This window comes from Selenomonas sp. WCT3 (assembly GCA_900100835.1).
GTDB lineage: Bacteria > Bacillota > Negativicutes > Selenomonadales > Selenomonadaceae > Selenomonas_A > Selenomonas_A ruminantium_E.
The window spans coordinates 16,478-39,835 of the sequence record FNCM01000014.1; the positions used below are offsets into that span (position 1 = coordinate 16,478).

The window sequence follows — 23,358 nt, forward strand, 5'->3', positions numbered from 1 at the left end:
TCTTAATTAAAAGGCAAAAATTTCTTGTAGCGGGTTGTCACCGGTGGAGCGTTGGTACTGGGGCCCCCGCCGCCGGCGACTTACCTCGAATACGAACTGGGTAATACTCCCCTGCAAACTGTAATTGGTAAAAAGTGCGTGGATAAATTTATAGAAGCCTCCATAAGGTAGATGAATCAATCTTATGGGGGCTTCTATCGTTTATGTCAATCGAAATATTGCCGTGCGGATCGTTGGTACTGCGGCCATTGTTGTCGGAAATTTGCCTATGGCAAATATAGAATAATGGCGTTATAATAAATAGATAACGGATTTTTAGATGGTAAAATGAGGTGAAACTTTTGCGCACTTATATAAAGAAGCTGGTGGCAGCGGGTTTGGCCATGACGTTTTGGTCGGCTCAGATTGCGCCCAGTATGGCGATGGACCCTATTATGACGCATGACCAAGTCAAAGAGGGGATGACGGGAACAGCGTATACCGTTATCGACAGTTCGGGGCAGCTTCGGGACTTTCAGGTCGATATTGTTGGAACCGTAGATAACGGCAAGGGCTCTGAGCCGATGATCATGGCTAAGGCTTCGGGGCCGGTTATTGCTCAGACCGGTGGTATTTTGCAGGGAATGAGCGGAAGTCCCGTGTATATTGATGGATATCTGGTCGGCGCGGTAGCGGCGGGCATCAAAGAAATGACCCCGTATACCTTCTTTATTACGCCGATTGACCGGATGACGCCGATTTGGCAGATGCCGGACCGCAAAAACAAGACCCGCCTGCATCCGATTGATATCAAGAAGGCTGCTGAGACAGCGGCTAAGAAAAAAGCCGATAAGGAAAAGCTGGCCAAAGAGCGGGCTGAAAAAAAGGACGGCAAAGTCTATGGTGATGAACTCATTGCCCGGGCTATGGAAGCGGTAAAGGCCGACAAGGAAAAGGCGGAAAAGGATAAACAGGCAAAAGCGGAAAAGAAACCGGTGGAGACGGCGGCGGATAAAGCCGTACCGAAAAACGTTATGTATTTTGCCGGGTTCAATCAGTCGAGCCTGGATTTCCTCAAACACCAGCTGGATCCCAAGGGGACTATGGAATTTTTGCCCATGGGGGCACCATCGGCAGCGGATGCCCATAAGACGGTGTATGACGCGACCTTGAAACCCGGTCAGGCTGTGGGCGTTGCCGTAGCTTATGGCGATTTTGCCATTGGTGCAACGGGAACGGTAACCGCGGTGGACGGCAAAAAGGTGCTGGGCTTTGGCCATCCCTTCCTGCATCGCGGCAATGTCAATTACTTTATGACCGATGCCCAGGTGGTGGGAACCATCAGCGGCCAGAGCAACGGCATGAAGATTGCCAATATCGGCAACATCATCGGCCGCATCAATCAGGACCGGGCCACGGGAATTGCTGGCGTCCTGGGAACTTTCCCCACTGTGGTGCCCATCAAGGTTAAGGTCACGGATAAATCCCTGGGCCGGGTGGAAGAATACGGCGCCCGCATTGCCTATGATGAGGACTTCCTGTCGCAGGTAAGTGGCGGTATTGCCTATGCGGCCCTGAGCAAGACGGCGGACGATGTCAGCGCTGGTACGGCGGAAGTGGGCTTCACCATTCGCACCAATGCCGTGCCCGGGGGCAAAGTTGAGCGTAAGAACATGTTCTACAACGCAACGGATGTCGGGCAGATTTCGATGGCGGAACTCATGCAGGCCATGAACGTCATTACGGCCAATAAAGAACAGGAATCGGATATCCTCGACGTGCAGGTAAACATCGACGTGGAGGCTGAACGCCGGACGGCTTCGCTGATTTCGGCAGTTCCAGACAAAAAGACGGCAAAACCGGGCGAGACGGTGCGGTTCACCACCATCATCAAGCCTTACCGCCGTCCGAAGGAAACGGTGATTATCCCCTATACGATTCCGGAAAACCAGCATTCGGGAACGCTGAACCTCGATATCCGCGGTGGCGGACTGGTTCCGGCAACGGCTCTGATGGTACTCCAGCAGTCGGGGGTTGATGTGGTCAACGAAGATGAAGCCAAACAGACTACTGCTGACAAGCTGAAGAAGCTGCAGGAAAGCGGCCGCAACAATGAAATCATCATTTCGCCGAGCCAGGTACAGAAACAGCTGACGCCGCGGGAGCAGCGCCGCATTCTGCGCGAGACCCGGGAACGCTTGAAAAACAAGGAACACAAAGTAGACCTGCTGGGTGAGAATGCCAAACGTCAGACGGGAAAAGCGAGATATACAACGAAGTATATTATCGAAAATGTGGTGCATTCGACACTTCAAATTGAGAGAAAGTAACCCAATACTATTGTCATAAAGCCGATATGATGGTAAACTATGTGTTGATGCTTTAAAAAAAGCATGACTATAGGAGGATAACGAACTTAATGGAAAAGTTGATTATACATGGGGGTAACCGACTGGAAGGCCGGGTTAAAATCAGCGGAGCCAAAAATGCTGTCCTGCCGATTATTGCGGCGACACTGCTTGGTCAGGATTCCCCAAGCCTGCTCGATGAAGTGCCGGCACTGGAAGATGTTCATACAATCACGGAAGTATTGAAAAAACTTGGCGTTAAGGCGGAATTTGATTCGTCTAAACACCAGCTCAAAGTTGACAGTACCGTTATTGGCAGCTGCGAAGCTCCCTATGACTTGGTGCGTAAGATGCGCGCCTCCTTCCTGATTATGGGGCCGCTGTTGGCTCGTTGTGGTCAGGCAAAGATTTCCCTGCCGGGGGGCTGTGCTATCGGCACACGCCCCATCGACCTGCACCTCAAGGGATTTGAGGCGCTGGGGGCGGAAATCAATATCGGTCATGGCTTTATTGAAGCTAAGGCACCAGAGGGCCTCAAGGGCGCAAAAATCTATTTGGATTTCCCCAGTGTTGGTGCTACGGAAAACATCTTGATGGCCGCTTCCATGGCTGAAGGTCAGACCATCTTGGAGAACCCGGCTCAGGAGCCGGAAATCGTGGATTTGGCAAATTACCTCAACGTCATGGGCGCAAAAATCCGTGGCGCAGGAACCAACGTCATCAAGATTGACGGTGTGCCAAAGCTCATGGGTTGTGATTATACCATCATCCCGGATCGCATCGAAGCGGGCACCTACATGGTGGCTGCGGCGATGACCAAGGGGGATGTCTACATTGAAAATGCCATCAGCGAGCATTTGAAACCGGTTATCGCGAAGCTTAAGGAAGCCGGCGTGACGATTGAAGAGGATGTCAATGGCATTCGCGTAGCTTGCGATAAGCGCACGAAGGCAGTGGATATCAAGACCATGCCGTATCCAGGTTTCCCGACGGACATGCAGGCGCAGTTCATGGCACTGCTCACGGTATCGGAGGGCTCGGGCCTAGTGACGGAAACAGTCTTTGAGAACCGCTTCATGCATGTGGATGAGCTCAAACGCATGGGCGCAAATATCAAGATTGATGGCCGTACTTCGGTGGTCGAAGGCGTGGAAACGCTGATGGGCTGCCAGGTTAAGGCAACCGATTTGCGGGCTGGTGCCGCAATGGTGCTGGCAGGTCTCGTGGCTGAAGGCGAGACCCAGGTGGGTTATATCCACCATATTGACCGCGGTTATGATAATCTCGTGGCGAAGCTCGTCGGGCTTGGTGCCGATATCTGCCGCGTAGATCAGTAAGTTATTTTTGGTTATCAAGTGTTGGATGCAGGCCATCCAACACTATTTTTATAACACTAAGTTAGAAAGACTTATGCAATTGTGTATTACAGGAGGCATTTTATGAGTACCAGATTTGAAGTTCCGCTGGAACTCGCACATATCCAGCTAAAGAACCGTGTAATCCGCTCGGCTGTGCACAGTTTCCTGGCTAGTCCTGACGGTTATATGACGGATGCTGAATATGGGATGTATGAGACCCTGGCCCAAAATCAGGTGGGCATGATTATCACGGGGCACTGCTGTGTGGATGAGCTGGGCAGAGCGAATCCTGAGCAGGTGAACATCTATGATGACTGCTATACAGACCAATTCCGCCGGGCGGTGGAAATCGCCCATCGGGAAGGGGCAAAATTTGTCCCGCAGATTTCCCATGCTGGCCCCCGGGCAATCGATAATGAGGATCTGGCTGATGTCGTCGCCCGACCTTTGAAAAAGGACCGGGAGGCCAGAGCCCTGACCTTGGAAGAAATCCATCATATCGAACAGTGCTTTGTGAAGGCGGCGAAGCGATTGCAGTCTGCAGGCGTGGACGGCGTCCAGCTCCATGCGGCCCATTCCTATCTCCTGTCGCGCTTTATTGACCCGACCTTTAATCAGCGCCAGGATGAGTATGGCGGCAGTGTTGCCAATCGCTTCCGCATGACGGAAACTATCATTCGCGGCATCAAAGATGCCTGCGGAGAAGCCTTCCCGGTGCTGATTAAAATTAACCTCGATACGAAGCATGAGGATGCGGCTGGCTATCATGATGACATGGTCTGGATTTTGAACCGCTGTCATGAGCTGGGGGTAGAGTTGGTGGAACTCTCCGGTGTGGATTTTATCAATCAGCCGAAGACGGCGACCCTCTACTACCTGGAAGAGGCGGCCCGCCTTAAATCCTTGGTTCCGCAGCAGCCCATGAGTTTAGTGGGTGGTGTACGTTCTCTGGCGGATATGGAAAAGGTTCTGGCAAAGGGGCTGGATGCTGTATCCTTGGGACGGGCGCTGATTGCCGAGCCGGATTTTTTGACGAAATCCCTGGATGGTGCCGAAAAGTCAATCTGCGTGTCCTGCAGCCGCTGCTTTGTTCTGCCTCATATGCACCCGGGAATTCGCTGCGTCTGGGCCTGGAAGGCGGCCAAGGCTCGTCAGAAGAAGCAGCAGGAAAAGTCTGCCGAGTAAGGACGAAAGTTAATATTATTTAGAAAATTACTTCTTAAAGTTTACAAGTTGACACATGAAATAGATGGTGTTAAGATACATTTCATAAGAAATGTCCCATTGCAATGGCGCAATGAACGTGGAATATGATTTTGTATCTTACTGAATATACAAATGTATCCCGTCTGCATCTTGCGATGCGGGCGGGATACATTTGTGTGTTATAGAAAGAGGGATTATGATGAATGGTTTGACTCTGGTGGGAATCGCCATCGTCGTATTTGTGGCAGCTTATGCTGGTTATGGACGTTGGCTGGTCAAGACCTGGGGGATCGATCCGAAGGCCAAGACGCCGGCGGTACAGTACGAAGATGGTCAGGATTACGCGCCGGCTTCCCGGTTTACGGTATTTTCACATCAGTTTTCGTCGATTACTGGTGCTGGCCCGGTGACTGGCCCGATTATCGCGGCAATGTTCGGCTGGGCGCCGGCCCTGTTGTGGCTGCTGATTGGCGGTGTATTCTTTGGAGCGGTTCAGGACTTTACCGCCCTTTACGCTTCGGTCAAGAATAAGGGAAAATCCATGGGCATGCTAATCGAGCAGTATGTTGGCAAGACGGGCCGCCGCCTGTTCCTGCTGTTCTGCTGGCTCTTTACCCTGTTGGTTCTGGCTGCCTTTGCGGATATCTTGGCTAACACCTTCAGTGCTGTTACGAAAACAGGCGCCCAGAATATGCCGGGGGCTCAGGCCGCATCTATTTCCATGCTCTACATTTTCGTCGCCATGGGGTTTGGCGAGTATATTCGCCGCTTCAATCCCTCCGGTGCTGTGAAATTCGTCATTGCCGTGGTGCTGGTTATCGCGATGTTTGCTGTTGGCATGAACTTTCCCCTTTACTTCGATGCTCAGACCTGGCGCTATGTGACCTTTGGTTATTGCTTTATCGCTTCGGTTTTGCCCATGTGGCTGCTCATGGAGCCCCGTGACTATCTGTCCTCCTTCCTGCTTTTGGGTATGGTGGCTGGCGGTGTCATCGGCGTGGTAGTTGCCAATCCCGCCATCAATATGCCGGCTTTCGTTGGCTTTGAGGTAAACGGCCAGTCGCTGTTCCCGATCCTCTTCATCACCATTGCCTGCGGTGCGGTTTCGGGCTTCCACAGTCTGGTTTCTTCGGGGACGTCCTCTAAGGCCGTAGCCAATGAGACGGATATGCTGCCGGTTGGTTATGGTTCGATGCTGGTTGAGTCGCTGCTCGGTGTGGTGGCGCTGGTTATCGCCTGTGCCGCTGCCAGCAATGGCGTTCTGCCCAAGGGAACGCCATTCCAGATTTTTGCTGATGCTGTCGGTGGTTTCTTCCAGATGTTTGGCTTGCCGGTGGGAGTATCTGCCTGTGTCATCACCATGTGTGTATCGGCGCTGGCTATGACCACCATCGACTCGGTGGCCCGCATTGGCCGCATGTCCTTCCAGGAACTCTTTACGCCCAGTGAAGGGGAGAAGCCCAATGCGCTGGAAAGTCTCTGCATGAATACCTATTTTTCGACGATTATCACGCTGGTATTGGCCTTTATGCTCTGCCTGGCTGGCTATATGAATATCTGGCCGCTGTTTGGTGCTGCCAATCAGCTGCTGTCCGCCCTGGTGCTGATTTCCCTTTCGGTATTCCTTCGCACTACGGGGCGCAAGGGCTGGATGCTCTATGTGCCGATGACCTTTATGTTCTTCGTAACCATGACGGCGCTGGTCATGAGTGTGATGGGCATTGTCACGAAGCTTCAGGCTGGTACCTTTGTGGTCATGGTTGACGGCTTGCAGCTGGTACTGGCGCTGGCACTTATGACGCTGGCAGTTCTGGTGGTCAAGCACTGCGGCAAAGAATTCATCAGTGGCAAGGCAGAGTGCCCGCAGACTGAGTTATAAATAAACTTACGATTATCCCTGTTGTTTATTCCCAAAAGTCAGAATCCCCCGAGTGTTTGCGAGGCGCTCGGGGGATTCTTTTGTTTGGGATGGGGACAGCCTTGCATATCTGGCGAGGGTCTGCTAAAATTATATTGTTGCGGTTGTAGCTCAGATGGATAGAGCGTCCGCCTCCTAAGCGGCAGGTCGTGAGTTCGACTCTCACCAATCGCACCATATCGCAAGCTGGTCCTGAGGATTTCCTCGGGACTTTTTTGTTGCTGGCAGGATTGGTTTGGAGTCATATGTCCTTTTCTTGGCGAAAAGATTTCTATACAATACTATACAGTAAGAAACGATAGAAAATCGGAGGGGGATTTATGGGAAAGACTCTGAAGGTGAACGCAGCCGATGTTATTATTGCTGGTCTGTCTGCTTTGGCAGGGCTGGGGGCTTTGCTTCATTTGCCCGTTTGGGCAATCTTTATCGGGTGGGCTTGGTATATCGCCTTGGGAAATAAAAAGAGCGCTATTCGGGATGGGGGCGTTACGGCGGTTATGGCCGCGGTGCTGGCTCTGTCCGCCATTGTGCTGACGGATGCGCTGCAATCCTTTATGCAGCCGATGGCGGCTTCGATGGCAGCGGTGTTTGTGGCGATTCTGCTGTTGATGATTTTCCTGAAACTGCCGGTGTTTACGTCATCGCTGGTGGCTTTCAATTCCTTTTCCTGCATCTTTGCAGGGTATTATCTTCAGGCCTTTCCAGTGCAGGAGTCCTATTTTTTGAGCCTATTGGTGGCCTTTGTATGGATCACTGGGGCAAATGTGCTGGGCCTGCTGCTGGGGCATATCAATGCCACGTTGATTGCCTGGGTGCAGCGGGGGTGGAAGTCCTCACCGGAGACAGCCTCGGAATAATGGGGGATTTTTTGCCGGGAATGCTTTCCATCCCTGGCAAAATGTAGTATAATATCGAAATCATACAGTGTTTTTCTGTGTGCATAAATTCGTTGATAACAGACAAAGTTTTCTTTGTCTGTTTTCTTTTTGCATCTTTAAGGATTTATTTTTTATTGTTTGGGAAGTGTTTTTAGGAGGCATGTATGGATTTCTTATTCCTGGCGCTGGTGCTCTATGTGATGGGCGCCATGACGATGCTTTGGCCGAAGCGGCTGGAGATGGCAGCCCATGCAATTGGCATGGTGCTGGCAGCTGCCGCTAGTGCATTGACGTTTCTGGCATCGGCGACGTATCTTGGTACTATGTGCGGGTGGGGAGTACCCGCGGGCCTTACTTTGGGACGGTTTGGCTCACTGATGAATATCGGCTGGAGCGGTTATACGCTGGTGGCTGATGGTTGGAGTGCAGCCTTCTTAGTCATCACGGGATTAGCTGGCACCATCATCAGTTTGTACGGCGTGGATTATGGCAAGGCTTATCGCGGTACGGGTATCCGGGCGCTTTCGGGGCTTTGGAACTTGTTCCTGGCTTCGATGGTGCTGGTGCTGATGGCTGGCGATGCATTTACCTTTATCCTGGCCTGGGAGGTCATGGCGTTGGTTTCTTTCCTGCTGGTTAATCACGAGAGCAAGAAGAAGGAGACGGTTCATGCGGCTTACCAGTATATGGTTATGACCCATCTGGGAACGGCGGCCATCCTCATCGCCTTCTATCTGATTGGCAGCCATTCCCCAAGCCTGCTGTTTTCGGACTTGGCCCATAATACGCTGGAAGGGCCACTGCGTCATGTGGCCTTTGCTGCGGCCTTTATCGGTTTTGCGTTGAAATCCGGTTTGATGCCGCTGCATGTCTGGCTGCCCAATGCCCATCCGGCAGCGCCGAGCCATGTGTCGGCGCTGATGAGTGGCGTTATGCTCAAGGTGGCAGTCTATGGCTTTGGCCGTTTTGTCTTTTATTTCCTCGGCATGGAGATTTTTGCCTATGGCCTTATCGTTATGCTGGTGGGACTTTTCTCGGCGTTCCTTGGCGTGCTCTATGCCTCCATGGAAAAGGATATGAAGCGAATCCTTGCCTATTCTTCGGTGGAGAATATGGGAATCATCTTTGCCACCTTTGGTTGTGGCATGCTGCTGGTGCAGACGGGGCATGGCACGATGGCCATGGTGGCCTTCACGGCAGTGCTGGTTCATTCCCTGAGCCACAGCATCATGAAGGGACTGCTGTTCATGAGTGCCGGAGCTGTCATGCATGCGGTTGGCAGTAAGAATGTGGAGCTTATGGGGGCTTTGGCGAAAAAGATGCCGGTTACGGCCCTCTTTACCCTTATCGGTGCCATGTCCCTTTCCTCGCTGCCCTTTACGACGGGCCTTGTCGGTGAATGGATGGCCCTGCAGAGCTTTGTCACCCTGGGCTGGCAGACGGGTACCCAGGAACTTAGACTGCTGGTCATCGGGGCCTTTGTGCTGCTGGGGCTTACTGGGGCCCTGGCATTGGGGTGTTTCGTCCGCCTTTACGGCGTGGTCTTCCTGGGCCGCCGCCGTTCGGCGCTGGTCTTGAAGGCGCATGAGATGCCGTTTTTCATGCTGCTGGGCATGGGGCTTGAGGCGCTCTTGATTCTCGTGTTGGGTATTTTCCCGATGCCGATGGTGCAGCTTATGCAGGCATCTCTTACCGGCGGCATGATGGCGTTGCCTATGGTCAGCACCGACGCGGTGGTCTGGAATGGTATCGGCGATTTTGCCAATGCGGCATCTTATTCGGCCTACAGCCCCTTTATGCTGCTGATGCTCGCCCTTATCGTTACGGCTGTCCTGGCTTTTGTCCTTGAGGGCAAGGGTCTCTACGTCCAGAAAGATGTGACCTGGAACTGCGGTACGGTGCCAACCCGCCGCCAGCAGTACACGGCAACGGGGTTTTCGAAACCTTTGCGCCGGGCCTTTGATTTTATCCTGAAACCGCGCAAGGAGCGCACCTTCCTCAAGAAGGAGCATGCGTATTTCGGCCGCTCGGTTCATTACAATTTGTTTATTCCGGATCAGTTCACCGAGAAACTTTATGTTCCGGTGCAGCATCTGATGGTCCGCCTGTCTTCGCTGCTGCATCTTTTGCAGCAGGGAAGCGTCCGCCTTTATATTGGCTATACGATGATTGCCATGGTGGCAGTTTTGATTTGGGGGGTGATGTAAGATGGTCTATATGGCACAGAGTTTAGGCGTTGGCCTTGCCCAGGCGCTGCTCTTGTTGGTGTTCGCACCCTTTATCGTTGGTCTTATCAATAAGACCAAGGCTATCTTGCAGAAACGGCGGGGGGCCAGCGTCCTCCAGGAGTACTTTGACCTCTGGAAATGGTGGCGCAAACCTGTTATCATCACGCCCTATACGAGTAAAATCTTTATCCTTGCCCCGGCGGTTTATTTCGGCACGACCCTGATGGCGGCGGCAATGGTTCCGGGGCTTTTGGTCAGCATGCTGCAGGCAGGCAGTGCCGGCCTCAGCATGGGGGATGCCTTTGTCTTTGTCTATCTGCTGGCACTGGGGCGCTTCTTCATGACGCTGGGGGCCATGGATTCGGCTACGGCCTTTGGCGGTATGGGATCCTCCCGTGAGGTGTATATTTCGGTATTGGTTGAGCCGGCGGTCATGCTGGCGATTCTCGTCAATGCCATGCGCTATCAGTCCACGACCCTTACCCGCATGGTCATTGATTTCGATACGTTCTACTTCACGGTTCCGGCGGTGCTGACCTGTGTGGCCTTCTTCCTGGTCATGCTGGCGGAGAACAGCCGCTTGCCAGTGGATAATCCCGACACCCATTTGGAGCTCACGATGATTCATGAGTGTATGACCCTGGAGTATTCGGGACGCTTGCTCGCGCTTATCCATTTGGGCAGTATGCTGAAAATCCTGATTTTCCTCGTGCTCTTTAGCACGTTATACCTGCCGCTGGCAATTCCCGTGGCCTTAAAAGTCCTCTTTGGGGCGCTGGTCATCGGCGTGGTAGAGACCCTCAATAATAAGATGCGTCTCTTCAAAGTCCGGGTCTATTTGTCGGCAGCGCTTATTTTGCTGATTGTTTCGCTAATTGCTGAGTAAGGAGGGAGACGCAATATGGAATATTTAGTAGTACTCTTGATTTTCGTCGTCTTCCTGCAGACGCGAATTATGGAGCTGAAGCGCTCCATCCTGTGCCTGGCGGCGCAGTCGGGCATCATTGCCGGTGCCTGCTTTGCCATTGGTCTGGGGGCCGGCAGCGGCCTTCATGCCTGGCTGCCGGGGCTCTTGACCATCTTCGTCAAGGTGCTCTTTATCCCCGGGGCGATTCTGCGGTTGGCGGGGAAAATCACCGATGAGCGGGAAATTGTTTCGGACATCAACGTCAATTATTCTACGATGGCGGCTGCTGCCTTTTTGGTCTTTGGCTATTTGCTGGTCGATCATCTGCTGCCGGGAACGCCGGGACGCAGTATCATTGCCGCATCCATTCTGATGATTATGACAGGACTGGCCCTCATGGTAATGCGTAAGCGGGCTATTTTGCAGATGATTGGCCTTATCACGCTGGAAAATGGCATCTATCTTTTGGGACTTTTGATTACGGAGGGACTGCCGCTCGTGGTTGAGCTGGGCGTTTTCCTCGATGTCCTCATTGCCGTGGTCGTACTGGTCATTTTGACGAATCGCATGAGCCTTTCGTTCATGACCACAGATACGACTGTCATGAAGAAACTGAAAGGATAAGACAGCAATATGGAACTCAATTTTACCATTCCGCAGCTGGTCTATATGCTGCTGGCCTTGCCGCCGCTTTTCAGCTTGATTGCGGCTGTCAATGTACTGGGCAAGGGGCTCCTGCATTGGCTCAACCGGTTGACGGCGGTGGCCGCAGGCGCTATTGTCATAAAGCTGGTCATGGAATTTGACCCGTCAAATCCGGTCTCTTTTGGCTATCTTTATCTGGATGCCCTGGCCCTTTGGATGCTCATTATCGTCACCATGCTTTATCTGGCCTTTGCCTGGACCAGTAAAGCCTATCTTGACCGCGACACCAATATCCGCTATGGGTATCTGCGCCGGTTCAGCCACTTGGAAGGCCGCTTCTATGCCCTTTCTCATCTCTTTGTCTGGACGATGATGATCGTGGTTCTCGTGAATAATCTGGGCCTTATGTGGGTGGCCATTGAGGCGACGACGCTGGTTTCGGCCCTGCTGGTAGCCTTTAAGTTCACCCGCACTTCCTTGGAGGCTGCCTGGAAATACGTTATGGTCTGCACCGTTGGCATCTGTTTGGCGCTGCTGGGTACGATTCTTGTCTATTATGCCCAGATTCTGGCCATGGGTGGGGCCCAGGCCCTTGATTGGCAGTATCTGGCTGCGCATGGTGGGGAACTCAATCCAGCCCTGGCTAAGGTGGCCTTCTGCTTCCTGTTTGTGGGCTATGGCACGAAGGTCGGTCTGGCACCTATGCATGCCTGGCTGCCGGATGCTCATTCTGAGGCACCGGCACTTACGAGTGGTTTGCTTTCCGGCGCGCTTTGCATCTGTGCCATCTATGTACTGCTGCGTAATGTTATCGTGATTATGCCGGCGGTAGGCATGGGCTTTATCAGCAGCCTGTTCCTGTTCTTTGGCTTGCTGACGATTGCTCTGGCCATTCCCTTTGTCGTCATTCAGCGCGACATCAAGCGCATGCTGGCGTATTCTTCCATGGAGAACTTCGGCTTGATGGCCGCTGGCTTTGGCTTGTTTATGCCGTTGGCCGTTGAGGCGTCCCTCTTGCACATGATGAACCATGCTCTGGTGAAATACGCGTTGTTCTACACCGCCGGTACGATAATGGAGGCCTATGGCACGAAGAATATGATGCGCATGCATGGCATGCTGCAGCAGGCTCCACGCACGTCACTGTTTTGGCTCTTGGGAATCGTCGGTATCCTCGGCATGCCGCCGATGGGTATCTTCTTCAGCAAGTTCTACATTATCGATAGTTTCTTTATGGCTGACCGGCCGTGGCTCGGCATGCTGGCACTGGTACTGTTGGCTGGCATGCTTATCGGTATTCTCTATCATGCCTTGCGCATGATGGGCGGCAAGCCAAAACGTAAATCGGCAGGGGAGCTCATGGGCCGTTTGGATACGGCAGTTCTCTTGGTGCTCCTGCTGGCAAGCGGCATTATCAGCGGCACGCTGCTGGAGCTCCCGTATCTTGGTGACCTTCTCGTAACTGCCGGCCAGATTATCTTAGGAGGGATGTCCTGATGGAAAATGTAAAAGAAATCAAAGTGGCAGACCTTCGGGCTGAGGCCGGGGCACTGTCCGAGGGGGGTAAGCACCCGCTGGCGGCGATGTTTGGCCGCGATGAGAGTGCGCAGGGAAAAGGTTATGCTCTCTATGTGGTATTTGAAATTCCCGAAGAAAAGCGCATGCAGGTTTTAAAAGCGGCGGTGCCGGCTGATGGCGACCTCTGCTATGAGTCGTTGACGCCAATCCTGCCTGCTGCCGCTTGGTATGAGCGGGAGATTCAGGATATGTTCGGCCTGGTGCCAGTGGGGCATCCAGACCCGCGTCCCTTGGTGCTTCATGAGACCTTCCCCAAGGATTTTCATCCTCTGCGCAAGCAGACTGATAGGGCGGCAAGCCCTCGGGCCAAGGCTGGTGAGGGGAGCGAAATCCGCATGAGTGTTGCCCATGGTGAGGGCATCTATGAAGTCCCAGTGGGGCCGATACATGCCGGCATCATCGAGCCGGGACATTTTAGGTTCAGCCAGGCTGGTGAGTCCATGCTCCAGCTTGATGCTAAATTGTTCTTTACCCATCGCGGTCTCGAAAAAATCATGGAGGGCAAGACGCCGCAGGAAGCACTGCCAATTGTTGAGCGCATTTGCGGTGCCTGCAGCATCGCCAATACTTGGAGTTTCTGCCAGGCGGTGGAAAAGATTGCCGGGGTTACGGTTCCCAAGCGGGCACAGATTATCCGCACGCTGCTCATGGAAATCGAGCGCATCACGAACCATATCGGTGACTGCGGCAACATTCCGGCTGGTGTGGGCTTTGCGCCGGCTATCAGCCTGGGGGGACGCACGAAGGAAATGATGATGCGCCTGCAGGAACGTCTGGCAGGCAACCGCTTCCTACGCGGGGTGATCGTCCCGGGCGGTGTGGCGATGGATATTGGTGCCAGCTTGCAGCAGGATATCCGTGAGACGCTGGCGAAAGCGGAGAAAAATATGGCTGACCTGGCAAAGATGTTTGCCGAGCAGGAAAACTTCCAGAACCGCATCAACACCACGGGCATTGTCCGCCATCAGACGGCGGTGGATTTGGCCATGGTCGGTGTGGGTGCCCGTGCTAGCAGCTTTGCCCATGACAGCCGCCGGGACTTTGCCTACGGCTGTTATCCAGGGCTGGAGTTTGCGGTGGTCACCCAGAAGAGCGGTGACGTAGCCGCAAGACTGGCGGTGCGCATCGAAGAATTCCAGGAGAGCCTGCGAATGGTTTCCCAGCTTTTGGATATGTTGGCCGTGGATGAAACACCCCTGTGGGTAGAAATCACGAAGGCGGCCGGCGAGGACTGGGGTATCAGTGAGTCGGCCCGGGGCAGCAATTTCCAGTATGTTGCCTTGGATAGCGACGGCCGTATCGACCGCATCTTCGTCCGCAGTGCCTCTTATCCCAACTGGCCGGCGCTGCCCATTGCGGTACAGGGCGATATCATCCCCGATTTTCCGCTTATCAATAAGAGCTTTGAGCTCTGCTATGCCTGCCTGGACCGCTAAAGGAGAGAGCTATGTTTAAAGTATTGGAACGATTGCTTCACGATAAGATTGCCACGGAAGATATCACCTTCTCCGGCAGTGAGCGTTTCCGTGGCAAAATCCAGGGCCAGTGCCCGGAATCGGCGCTGGAAACCTGTGCAAAGGCCTGCCCGGTGGGAGCCTTTTCGAAAGCAGGCATCGACTATCGCCGCTGCCTGTTCTGTGGCCGCTGCGTCGAGTCCTGTGTCAAGTCTGCTGGAGCTGAGGCGGGGATTGCCCATTCCTCGGAGGAGGCTATGCCGTATTTGTTGGAAAAAGCCCAGGAAGTAACGGCGGATATCATCCGCCAGAAGCTGGGGCGCAGCCTCCATGCCCGTCATCTCGATGCGGGCTCCTGCAACGCCTGCGATTTCGAGATGGGCGCCATGTCAAATCCCATCTATGACCTTCATCGCTATGGCGTTCATTTTGACGCTTCCCCGCGTCATGCCGATATGCTGGTGGTTACCGGGGTGGTAACCCGCAACTTGGAGCAGGCCTTGAAGATGTCCTATGAGGCGCTGCCGGAACCAAAGCTGGTCATGGCATGCGGGGCTTGTGCAGCTGGCGGTGCGACCTATGGCGAATCCTATGCCATCGTGGGCGCTGCTGATAAAGTTGTTCCGGTTGACATCTATGTACCGGGCTGCCCGCCGCGTCCGTCGGCTATGATTGCCGGTCTGTTGGCTGCGGCTGATATACTGGCGGAAAAATTGTAATTGCTCGAAGGACTCTTCGTTCGTTTGACGCCAAAATAGCAAATGTGATAAAGTTAGAGAGGTGTAGTTAAAAAACTACACCTCTTGTCGATAGAGAAGAAGTGTTTCTGATATTGCTTTCGAGAGGTGATTTTATTGAAGAAACAAATAATCCTTTCCTTGGTAGTTACGCTTATTCTTGTATGCTTGGCCTCGGTGGCTATGGCGGCATCGATTCTGGTAAAAGAAGGGGCCCGTGGTCATGCGGTGAAAACGGTACAGACCCTGCTGATTGAGCAGGGATACCTGATCGGTGAGGCCGATGGTGTCTGTGGCCCACAGACGGTAGAGGCGATAAAAAAGTTTCAAGAGGCCAACGGCCTTGAGGTAGATGGGATATGCGGGGATGGCACCTATTCGGCACTGTCGGGAGGCGCTGCTTATGAACCGCCAACGGTAGAAACTTATGGTGGCAGTGGCCGGCTGGTTTATGTTTCGGCTACGGCCTACAGTCCCCAGGACCCTGGCCTTTCGGCCTATACGGCCTCGGGAACGAAAGTGCGTTATGGCGTTATCGCTGTTGACCCCAACACGATTCCGCTGGGAACCCGGGTCTTCATTCCAGGGTATGGTGAGGCAATAGCCGAGGACGTCGGCGGCTTCAGCGGAAGTCACATTGACATCGCCTTTGAAACCCATGCCGAGGCCATAAATTTTGGCCGCCAGAATCTTGAAATCTATATTTTGGATTGAATTTCCAATCAGTCCGTCGACTCGAAAGAGCTGGCGGACTATTTTTTTGAGTGAAAAAGGGCTTGCAAGGGGACATTAAAGGATATTTATGAATGGGATATGGTACTATTTTGCATTTTTATATAAAAAATTTTATAAATATCCCCTAGGGGAGCTTGTAACAAATATCACATATATTTATAATATAGGGTAGAGATAATAGGTGATATATATAATTGAGAATTATTTGCAGGATAGGGAGGACGAAAGCTATGCCAAAATCTTATCAGGCGAATGAGCTCACCGGTATCATTAAAATCAATGAGGGGAATTGTAAGGGCTGTGACACTTGCAAATCCTTCTGCCCGGCAGACGCCATCACTGGCGCCTACGGTGCAACCCATCAGATTGATAATGAGCGCTGTCTGCAGTGCGGACAGTGTCTGGTGAATTGCCCATTCGGAGCAATCGAGGATACCGTCGACGTAGTCGATGAGGTCATCGCAAAATTGAAGGACAGCAACACGACGGTGGTGGCAACGGTCGCACCGGCTGTCCGTGTCGCACTGGGTGAGGAGTTCGGTATGGAACCGGGCAAGCTCATCACGGAGCAGATGTATGGAGCCCTGAAAAAAGCAGGCTTCAAGATTATGGATGTCAACTTTGCCGCTGACAACACGATTCTGGAAGAGGGAACGGAGCTCATCCACAAAATCCAGAAATACGTACTCAACCAGTCGGTGGAAGGGGAACTTGGACCTTTGCCCCAGTTCACTTCTTGCTGCCCGGCTTGGGTTCGCTATATGGAGCTCTATCATCCGAATCTGCGCCAGCATCTGTCGTCGGCTAAATCCCCCCAGGGAATGGCCGGCCCAGTAGCCAAGATTTACGGTGCTGAGGAAGTATGGAAAGTACAGCCGGAGCAGATTTTCTGTGTTGGTGTTTATCCCTGCACGGCGAAGAAACTCGAGGCATCCCGTCCGGAGTTCACGGCAGCTGCTGATTACTGGAAGAAGAAGGGCCACACGGCAACCTATCAGGATACCGATGTGGTGCTGACGACCCGTGACCTGGCACGGCTGCTGAAGAAGCTCAATATCGATGTCCGCAACGTGGAGCCGGCTGAGGAGAAAGACAATCCGCTGGCTGAATACACGGGTGCAGGTACGATTTTCGGTGCCACGGGCGGCGTTATGGAAGCAGCTTTGCGCACAGCTTACTTTGTCCTGACGGGCGAGGAACTCGGCGAGCTTCGCTATGAGCCGGTTCGCGGCCTCAAAGAGGTCAAGACGGCCGAAGTCCCGCTCAAGCTCAAGGACAATGGCCAGGAAATCACGCTGAAAATCGCGGTTGTCCATGGAACGAAAAACGTCGAGCCGCTGCTCGCAGAGATTGAGGCAGGTAACAGCCCGTATCATTTCATCGAAGTCATGAACTGTCCGGGCGGCTGTGTAAACGGCGGCGGCCAGCCAATCAACCCGATGGGAACGTCCTGGACCGGCAAGTTCAAGGCAATCTTGCCGTGGTAATAGGAGGTACGTTATGAGATATTCCTATAAAGAAAAAGAAGTGAAGATAAACCGCCGCGAATTCCTCGGCTTTGCCGGCGTCATTGCGGCATTCCTTTGGACCGGTGCCTATACGGTAACGGACCTCATTGTCGACCGCACGAAATACATCAAGATGCGTACGGCAGGCTTGTATCAGGATGATGAGAAACAGGCGAAACGCCAGAGCCATCATAACCAGAGTCTGCTCAACATGTATAAGAAGATGAACTTCCAGCCGCTCAGTCCGATGGCGGAAGAACTCTTCCATACGCATTATGTAGACCGCAGCGTCCTGTAAGAAAGGTGGGATTACGATGGATAATAACTTTAAAGGAAATGAACGAATCCTTCATCATAGCCTGCCGGTCCGCCTGTTCCACTGGTGCCTGGTCCTGGGCTTTCTGCCAGCCGGACTCACTGGTGTGATTCTGTTTTTCCGTCCCTTCGGTGAGGCGGCAATGCATCTGACCATGCAGGTTCATATCGTAGGTGCCTGGATTCTCATGATTGCCTGCACGCTGTTCTTCCTGCTCTGCCCAGGACGCGTAGTAGCGTTCTGGCGCGAGGCCTTCCACTGGACGAAGCAGGATATTGAGTGGATGAAGGTCGGTGGCGGCTATCCGCAGAAAATGATTTTCCTGCAGGAAATCGACGTACCGCCGATGGGCAAAATCAACTCGGGACAGAAAATGATGGGTATCATGGTATTTTTCGGTACGATTCTCATCATCCTTACGGGCGCAGTGCTTTACTTCGCCCTGCCGCTGGTACCGAAAGAGATTGCCTACTATGCAGACCGCATTCATCTGATTGTTGGCTTGGGCCTGTTCCTTTGCGTCTGCGGGGGACATATTCCCCTCGGCATCTACAACTGGCCGGAATTTCGTAGCATGTTCGGCGATGGCACCATCAACGCCAAACACGCCGCACATCATCATCCGCTCTGGACCCAGAATGAGATCGAAAAAGTCAAAGACTGATTGAAAGCGCTGGCCAACAAGCCAGCACTTTGGAATAGCTCCTATGGATTAGCTGTAATGGTTGATCCATAGGAGCTGTTTTTATAAGGCGGGTGGATGGATTGAAAAACTTTTTCATAAACCAAGGAATTATTTATTGAAACAAGAATAGTAATCCTGTAGTGTTCAAAAGGTTTTGATTTTAAAGGTGGATATTATACTTATATTGCATAAGGAGGGCTGGTCATGAAGGTTAATAATAATACCACGGTATCGGCAATCTTGCACAAGAACCCCACGGCCAATAAGGCAAAAGAGTTAGCGAAGTCATTGGTTACGGATGCAATAAAAACGACGATTAGTGATGAAGGAAAAGCCTTGAATCATAAATTGAATCGCGAGGGTGGCTTGACGGCTACCGAAAGTGTGCTAGCAGATCGGGACGCCAAGAAGAAAGATATTGAGGCCAAGAAAGAACGCATTAGTGATTTGATGGATAAATTGTCTTCGGATGATTTGACGGATAAGGATAAAAGTATTATTACGGAGGAGATTGAAAAGCTAAAAAAAGAATCCACGACGAACGAAGATAAGTTATATGCTCTGTATGATGGCAAAGCGGTCTGGGAAAAGCGAAAGGATTTATCCAGTGGCGATGCTTCTGTGGCATTAGGAGTTATTGATTTTTATCAAAAGGAAATCGATAAAACGAAGGATATCATGGATCAAGAGTCTATGGACAATAGTAAAAATCAGTTAAAGGCGGTGCAGGAGCGGGCCAAAAAAGATTCGGAGGAAAAGAGTCACGGAAGTAACGCTGCTGCGGAGGAGCAGTCATCGGAGGCGGAAATGAATGTCGATATTTTAACCATGAAAGCGAAGGATACCTTGTTTGAGGAGGGGGATGCAATTAATCGTTTTAATACAAATATCATAAAGTCTTGACCAGACTGGGGGTATGGCTTATAATTAAGGTGTAACAACAGATAACTTGATTATCTGTTAATTGGCGTTGATTCATGGGGGCGTGCTAGGATGCGTTGCCATGATGAGCCACGTTTCCGGGCTTGCACATTGCCACGACCTAGCTTATGCCATGAAATAGTTGGCTGACAGAAAATGTGTTAAAGGCTCTGCTACGGCAGGGCCTTTACTATTTTAGTGATAGGGAATGTTGTAGTATACTATGGAAAATAAAGTTGATTGGTTGCGGGAGGCGGCAAAAGGCTTCGCGAGGCTGAAGAATATAAGGTATGATTTGCTTATTGCCCACGCTGGCAAGACGTTGAATCTCTCTATTGGCTTCGACAACGCACACTTTCATCATATAGCAGGACTTCATAAGCTGAAGGATATTGACCAGCTACGGTTGAGGCGTAAGCGTTCAACTGCTATGATTTTCGAGGAAATCATGCGGGGGAAGATTTCTCTAGCTACAATAGAGAACAGTGCATTCTTGACCAGTAAGATAATAGAACGCATAAAACTGGCTGGGATGCTGGAAAGTATAATGGATGCGGATAATCTTCTGTTCAGCTTCGATGCACGATATGGGCAAGCAAGATTTTCTGCAATTCCAGCCCAATATGTTATCACGGATGCCGATAAGAGTATTGCGCTGTATATCTTTTTAGCAGCGGATGGTGAATCAGGCTATATCACACGCTCCTTGTTCCGTGATTCAAAGGACTATACGGAGGGGCAGCATCGATTTACGATACTGAGCAAAGACAAGGTAAATATCAGAACAAAGGAATGTGAACGGTTATTTACCTACGAGCGTAAATAATTTTTAATACTGGTACACTTGGTCATAAGTATATGACTATGTGTACCAGTATTTTTTGTAAAAATAGACCATGGCAGGAACCAGATAATATAGATTTCCAAGAAAAAAATCTGCAACTCTTAAAGACCTATCGAGAATTGATGAAGGAACGGGAAAGGGTCAAAGAGTTGGAACGTCATGTAAATGATTGGTGATCCAGTTGCCCCGCGTAAGCGGGCCGAGTTTTGAAAATCCCCTCTGGGGATTTTGATTACGTTTTAACTATTTCAAAAGGCGGTGCCAGTTGGCACCGCCTTTCATTATTAACCTGCTACAATCTCATTCATGTAATCCACGGCCTTTGGGGCTGTATTCGCTCCATTTATACGCCAGTCTGGAGTTACATTACGTGCAACAGCCACTTTCAAATAACTTAGTATTAGAAGCGGAAGTCGCGTTCGCCCTGCTCGATTTTCTGCAGGCGTTCAGCCAGGGTTTTGCGGGCGGCGGGATTGGTTACATCCGGGATGTTTTTCGCAATCAGTTTCTCGCCAGCAGCTTTGGTTTCTGGCGATGCGTAGTCCTCAAGATATTCCTTTAAGGTCATCAAGGCGTTGGGCAGGCAGCAGTTCTGGATTTGTTTGGCCTTGCAGAGGGCCATGAAGCGGTCGCCGGTGCGGCCTTCGCGATAGCAGGCCGTGCAGAAGGAAGGAACGTAGTCCATATCGATGAGCCATTTCATGACATCGTCGAGACTGCGGGTATCCGAGACGTCGAACTGTGCCGTTTCGTCAGGGCGTTCTTCCTGGGTGTAGCCGCCGACGGAGGTGCGGGATCCGCCAGAAATCTGGGAGATGCCCAGGTGCAGAACCCGTTCACGGGATTTTTGGGATTCGCGGGTCGAGACAATCATGCCTGTGTAAGGGACGGCAATTCTTATGCAGGCAACAATCTTGGCGAAGGTATCGTCGTCGATGGCGTTGCTGAAGGTATTCACGTCGATATCGTCAGCCGGGCAGATGCGCGGTACGGAAATCGTGTGGGGGCCAACGCCAAAGGTTGCTTCGAGATGTTCTGCATGCATCAAAAGGCCAGCGTATTCGTAGCGGTATTTGTCGAGGCCGAAGAGTACGCCTAGGCCAACATCGTCGATGCCGCCTTCCATGGCGCGGTCCATGGCTTCCGTGTGGTAGGCGTAGTCGTGTTTTGGCCCCGTGGGATGGAGTTTTTCATAGGAATCCTTGTGGTAGGTTTCCTGGAACAGGATGTAGGTGCCGATGCCAGCCTCGTGGAGTTTGCGATAATTCTCCACCGTGGTGGCGGCGATATTGACATTGACACGGCGGATGGCGCCGTTTTTGTGTTTGACGGAGTAAATCGTGTGGATGGATTCGAGGATATACTCAAGCGGGTTGTTGACGGGGTCTTCGCCGGCTTCGATGGCCAGGCGTTTGTGGCCCATATCCTGCAGGGCGATGACTTCGTCGCGAATCTGTTCCTGGGTGAGTTTTACGCGGGGAATGGTTTTGTTGACCCCGTGATACGGGCAGTAGATGCAGCCGTTGATGCAGTAGTTGGAAAGGTAAAGCGGTGCAAAGAGCACAATGCGGTTGCCGTAGAACTGCTTTTTGATATCCTCGGCGAGTTTGAAGATTTCCTCATTTTTCTCGGGAATCTCGCAGGCCAGCAGTACCGATGCTTCCCGATGGTTCAGGCCTTTGCATTCCTTGGCTTTCGCGATGATGGAATCGATGAGTTCGGCATTGTTTTTGTTTTGGTCAGCGTATTCAAGGGAGGCGAGGATTTCCTCGTGGTCGATGAATTCTGAGGCTTTGCTTGATTTTGGATTATACACAGTAAGGTTCCTCCTTCATTTTTGTATAGCGGACATTGTCGCCACGGTCGACGGCCAGCTCACGGCCGACGGATTCAATTCGCTTGGTTAGGCAGACAATGCATTCGGCAGCTTCTTCCCCGGTGCAGATCTTATTGTCGTAGAGCTGATATTTGGTTCGGACGCTCTTAGGGGAAAGGTTGGGCATGACTACGTTGGCGCCGGCCAGCAGGCCCTTCTCCCGGCCCCGGGGGTCGATGGTGCCCAAGGCCGTAGTGGCCGGCAACAGTACCTCGGGCATCATCAGGCGGATGATGCTCAGCAGGAACAAGGTATCGTCCAGTGTACCAGCTGGCTCTTGGGCAAAGGGAGTCCCTGCGGCCGGGATAAAGGGGCCGATGCCTACCATTTCCGGCTGGAGCTCCTGGAGAAAGATGAGGTCACGAGCCAGATCTTCCGGTGTTTGTCCTGGCGAACCTACCATAAAGCCGGCACCTGTCTGAAAGCCGAGTTCCTTGAGGCTGCGCAGGCAGCCGTAACGGTTTTCGGCACTCATAGCTGACGGGTGAAGGTGATGGTAATGGGCCGGTGTGGCGGTTTCATGACGTAATAAATACCGGTCGGCACCAGCCGCACGGTATCGCCGATAGCTTTCTTTGCTTTTTTCGCCAATGGAAAGGGTGACGGCACAATCGGGATGATTGTGTTTGAGCTGCTGCACCAGCTGGCAGATTTTGTCGTCGGTGTAGTAAGGGTCTTCCCCGCCTTGCAGGACGAAGGTGCGGAAGCCAAGCTCATAGCCGTTTTTCGCGCAAGCGAGAATCTCCTCGTCGCTGAGCCGGTAACGCTGGGCGCTGTTATTGCTGGCACGGATGCCGCAATAATAGCAGTCGTTTTTGCAGATGTTGGTGAATTCGATAAGTCCTCGGATGAAAACTTTTTTTCCATAATGCTTTTCCGCTGTCTCGCCTGCCAGGTCAGCAGCGTAGGCCTGCAGTTCCTCATCGCGATGGATCAGCAATTCCGTGAATTCCTCAAGAGAGAGGTTATGGGATTGACGCAACCGGTCAATCAGATGTTTATGCTTCATAGATTAGCCTCTGCTTTGGGTTTTATATTAGTAGGTCTCTGCTATTATTATACCATGGAAATAAGACGCCGTGCATCGTATAGATTAATAATAATTATACTGATGCACGGCGACCATATATTGCAGTAGACAAACGGGAAGTTATTCTCTGCAAATACATTCCCGCTAAGTCAGTTGAGCCTCTGAAGTAGCGAATGGAATATATCTAACTATCAACTCCATTATAAA

General features: G+C 52.0%; 19 protein-coding genes and 1 tRNA gene. 18 read left to right on the forward strand and 2 right to left on the reverse strand.

Translation table 11 applies throughout. The features are described 5' to 3' along the window. The first annotated feature begins 332 nt into the window (after positions 1 to 332). The 18 genes from BLQ36_RS10955 (at position 333) to BLQ36_RS11040 (ending at position 20,227) form a co-directional block, all read left to right on the forward strand. A complete protein-coding gene (locus BLQ36_RS10955) occupies positions 333 to 2,309 on the forward strand; it encodes a SpoIVB peptidase S55 domain-containing protein (RefSeq protein WP_318260980.1) in 1,977 nt (658 codons plus the stop codon). A gap of 89 nt (positions 2,310 to 2,398) precedes the next feature. Further along, a complete protein-coding gene (gene murA / locus BLQ36_RS10960) occupies positions 2,399 to 3,664 on the forward strand; it encodes a UDP-N-acetylglucosamine 1-carboxyvinyltransferase (RefSeq protein WP_074515628.1) in 1,266 nt (421 codons plus the stop codon). A 102-nt stretch (positions 3,665 to 3,766) separates the two neighbouring features. After that, positions 3,767 to 4,870 (forward strand): NADH:flavin oxidoreductase, encoded by a 1,104-nt coding sequence (locus tag BLQ36_RS10965; protein WP_074515629.1) that lies wholly within the window; start codon positions 3,767 to 3,769, stop codon positions 4,868 to 4,870. 220 nt (positions 4,871 to 5,090) lie between these two features. Beyond that, entirely contained in the window at positions 5,091 to 6,770 is a 1,680-nt protein-coding gene (locus tag BLQ36_RS10970; protein WP_074515630.1) for a carbon starvation protein A, read from the forward strand. A 139-nt stretch (positions 6,771 to 6,909) separates the two neighbouring features. Then, positions 6,910 to 6,986 (forward strand) — tRNA-Arg (locus tag BLQ36_RS10975). Positions 6,987 to 7,129: 143 nt separating this feature from the next. Beyond that, positions 7,130 to 7,666, forward strand: coding sequence for a DUF1097 domain-containing protein (locus tag BLQ36_RS10980; RefSeq protein WP_074515631.1), 537 nt, complete (start codon positions 7,130 to 7,132; stop codon positions 7,664 to 7,666). A 185-nt stretch (positions 7,667 to 7,851) separates the two neighbouring features. Further along, on the forward strand, positions 7,852 to 9,894 hold the full coding sequence (locus BLQ36_RS10985) for a proton-conducting transporter membrane subunit (protein WP_074515632.1): 2,043 nt from the start codon (positions 7,852 to 7,854) through the stop codon (positions 9,892 to 9,894). Between the two features lies 1 nt (position 9,895). Then, the gene (locus tag BLQ36_RS10990) at positions 9,896 to 10,801 is read left to right on the forward strand and encodes a respiratory chain complex I subunit 1 family protein (protein ID WP_318260981.1); all 906 of its coding nucleotides are present in this window, start codon (positions 9,896 to 9,898) and stop codon (positions 10,799 to 10,801) included. Between the two features lie 15 nt (positions 10,802 to 10,816). After that, positions 10,817 to 11,446 carry a hydrogenase gene (locus tag BLQ36_RS10995; RefSeq protein WP_033171026.1) on the forward strand — a complete coding sequence of 210 codons (630 nt, stop codon included), beginning with the start codon at positions 10,817 to 10,819 and terminating at the stop codon, positions 11,444 to 11,446. A gap of 9 nt (positions 11,447 to 11,455) precedes the next feature. Further along, the gene (locus tag BLQ36_RS11000) at positions 11,456 to 12,964 is read left to right on the forward strand and encodes a proton-conducting transporter membrane subunit (RefSeq protein ID WP_081342336.1); all 1,509 of its coding nucleotides are present in this window, start codon (positions 11,456 to 11,458) and stop codon (positions 12,962 to 12,964) included. Beyond that, on the forward strand, positions 12,964 to 14,481 hold the full coding sequence (locus BLQ36_RS11005; protein ID WP_074515633.1) for an NADH-quinone oxidoreductase subunit C: 1,518 nt from the start codon (positions 12,964 to 12,966) through the stop codon (positions 14,479 to 14,481). Before BLQ36_RS11000 ends, BLQ36_RS11005 begins: the two co-directional genes overlap by 1 nt. Before the next feature lie 11 nt (positions 14,482 to 14,492). Next, on the forward strand, positions 14,493 to 15,218 hold the full coding sequence (nuoB, locus tag BLQ36_RS11010) for an NADH-quinone oxidoreductase subunit NuoB (protein ID WP_074515634.1): 726 nt from the start codon (positions 14,493 to 14,495) through the stop codon (positions 15,216 to 15,218). Between the two features lie 201 nt (positions 15,219 to 15,419). Beyond that, positions 15,420 to 15,950 (forward strand): peptidoglycan-binding protein, encoded by a 531-nt coding sequence (locus BLQ36_RS11015; protein ID WP_081342342.1) that lies wholly within the window; start codon positions 15,420 to 15,422, stop codon positions 15,948 to 15,950. Between the two features lie 251 nt (positions 15,951 to 16,201). After that, positions 16,202 to 17,458: a [FeFe] hydrogenase, group A gene (locus tag BLQ36_RS11020; RefSeq protein ID WP_074515636.1), complete on the forward strand. Its 1,257-nt coding sequence runs from the start codon at positions 16,202 to 16,204 to the stop codon at positions 17,456 to 17,458. Between the two features lie 13 nt (positions 17,459 to 17,471). Continuing rightward, the gene (locus BLQ36_RS11025; RefSeq protein ID WP_074515637.1) at positions 17,472 to 17,777 is read left to right on the forward strand and encodes an iron hydrogenase small subunit; all 306 of its coding nucleotides are present in this window, start codon (positions 17,472 to 17,474) and stop codon (positions 17,775 to 17,777) included. Positions 17,778 to 17,793: 16 nt separating this feature from the next. Continuing rightward, positions 17,794 to 18,459: a cytochrome b/b6 domain-containing protein gene (locus BLQ36_RS11030; RefSeq protein WP_074515638.1), complete on the forward strand. Its 666-nt coding sequence runs from the start codon at positions 17,794 to 17,796 to the stop codon at positions 18,457 to 18,459. Positions 18,460 to 18,684: 225 nt separating this feature from the next. Continuing rightward, complete coding sequence (locus tag BLQ36_RS11035; RefSeq protein ID WP_074515639.1) at positions 18,685 to 19,383, forward strand: hypothetical protein; 699 nt, start codon at positions 18,685 to 18,687, stop codon at positions 19,381 to 19,383. A 241-nt stretch (positions 19,384 to 19,624) separates the two neighbouring features. Then, a complete protein-coding gene (locus BLQ36_RS11040) occupies positions 19,625 to 20,227 on the forward strand; it encodes a PBECR4 domain-containing protein (protein WP_074515640.1) in 603 nt (200 codons plus the stop codon). 418 nt (positions 20,228 to 20,645) lie between these two features. Here BLQ36_RS11040 and hydG read toward each other — a convergent pair whose 3' ends face one another. Both hydG and hydE read right to left on the reverse strand, forming a co-directional pair. Next, a complete protein-coding gene (hydG, locus tag BLQ36_RS11045; RefSeq protein WP_074515641.1) occupies positions 20,646 to 22,061 on the reverse strand; it encodes a [FeFe] hydrogenase H-cluster radical SAM maturase HydG in 1,416 nt (471 codons plus the stop codon). Further along, positions 22,054 to 23,130 carry a [FeFe] hydrogenase H-cluster radical SAM maturase HydE gene (gene hydE / locus BLQ36_RS11050; RefSeq protein WP_074515642.1) on the reverse strand — a complete coding sequence of 359 codons (1,077 nt, stop codon included), beginning with the start codon at positions 23,128 to 23,130 and terminating at the stop codon, positions 22,054 to 22,056. Before hydE ends, hydG begins: the two co-directional genes overlap by 8 nt. Positions 23,131 to 23,358: the final 228 nt, after the last annotated feature.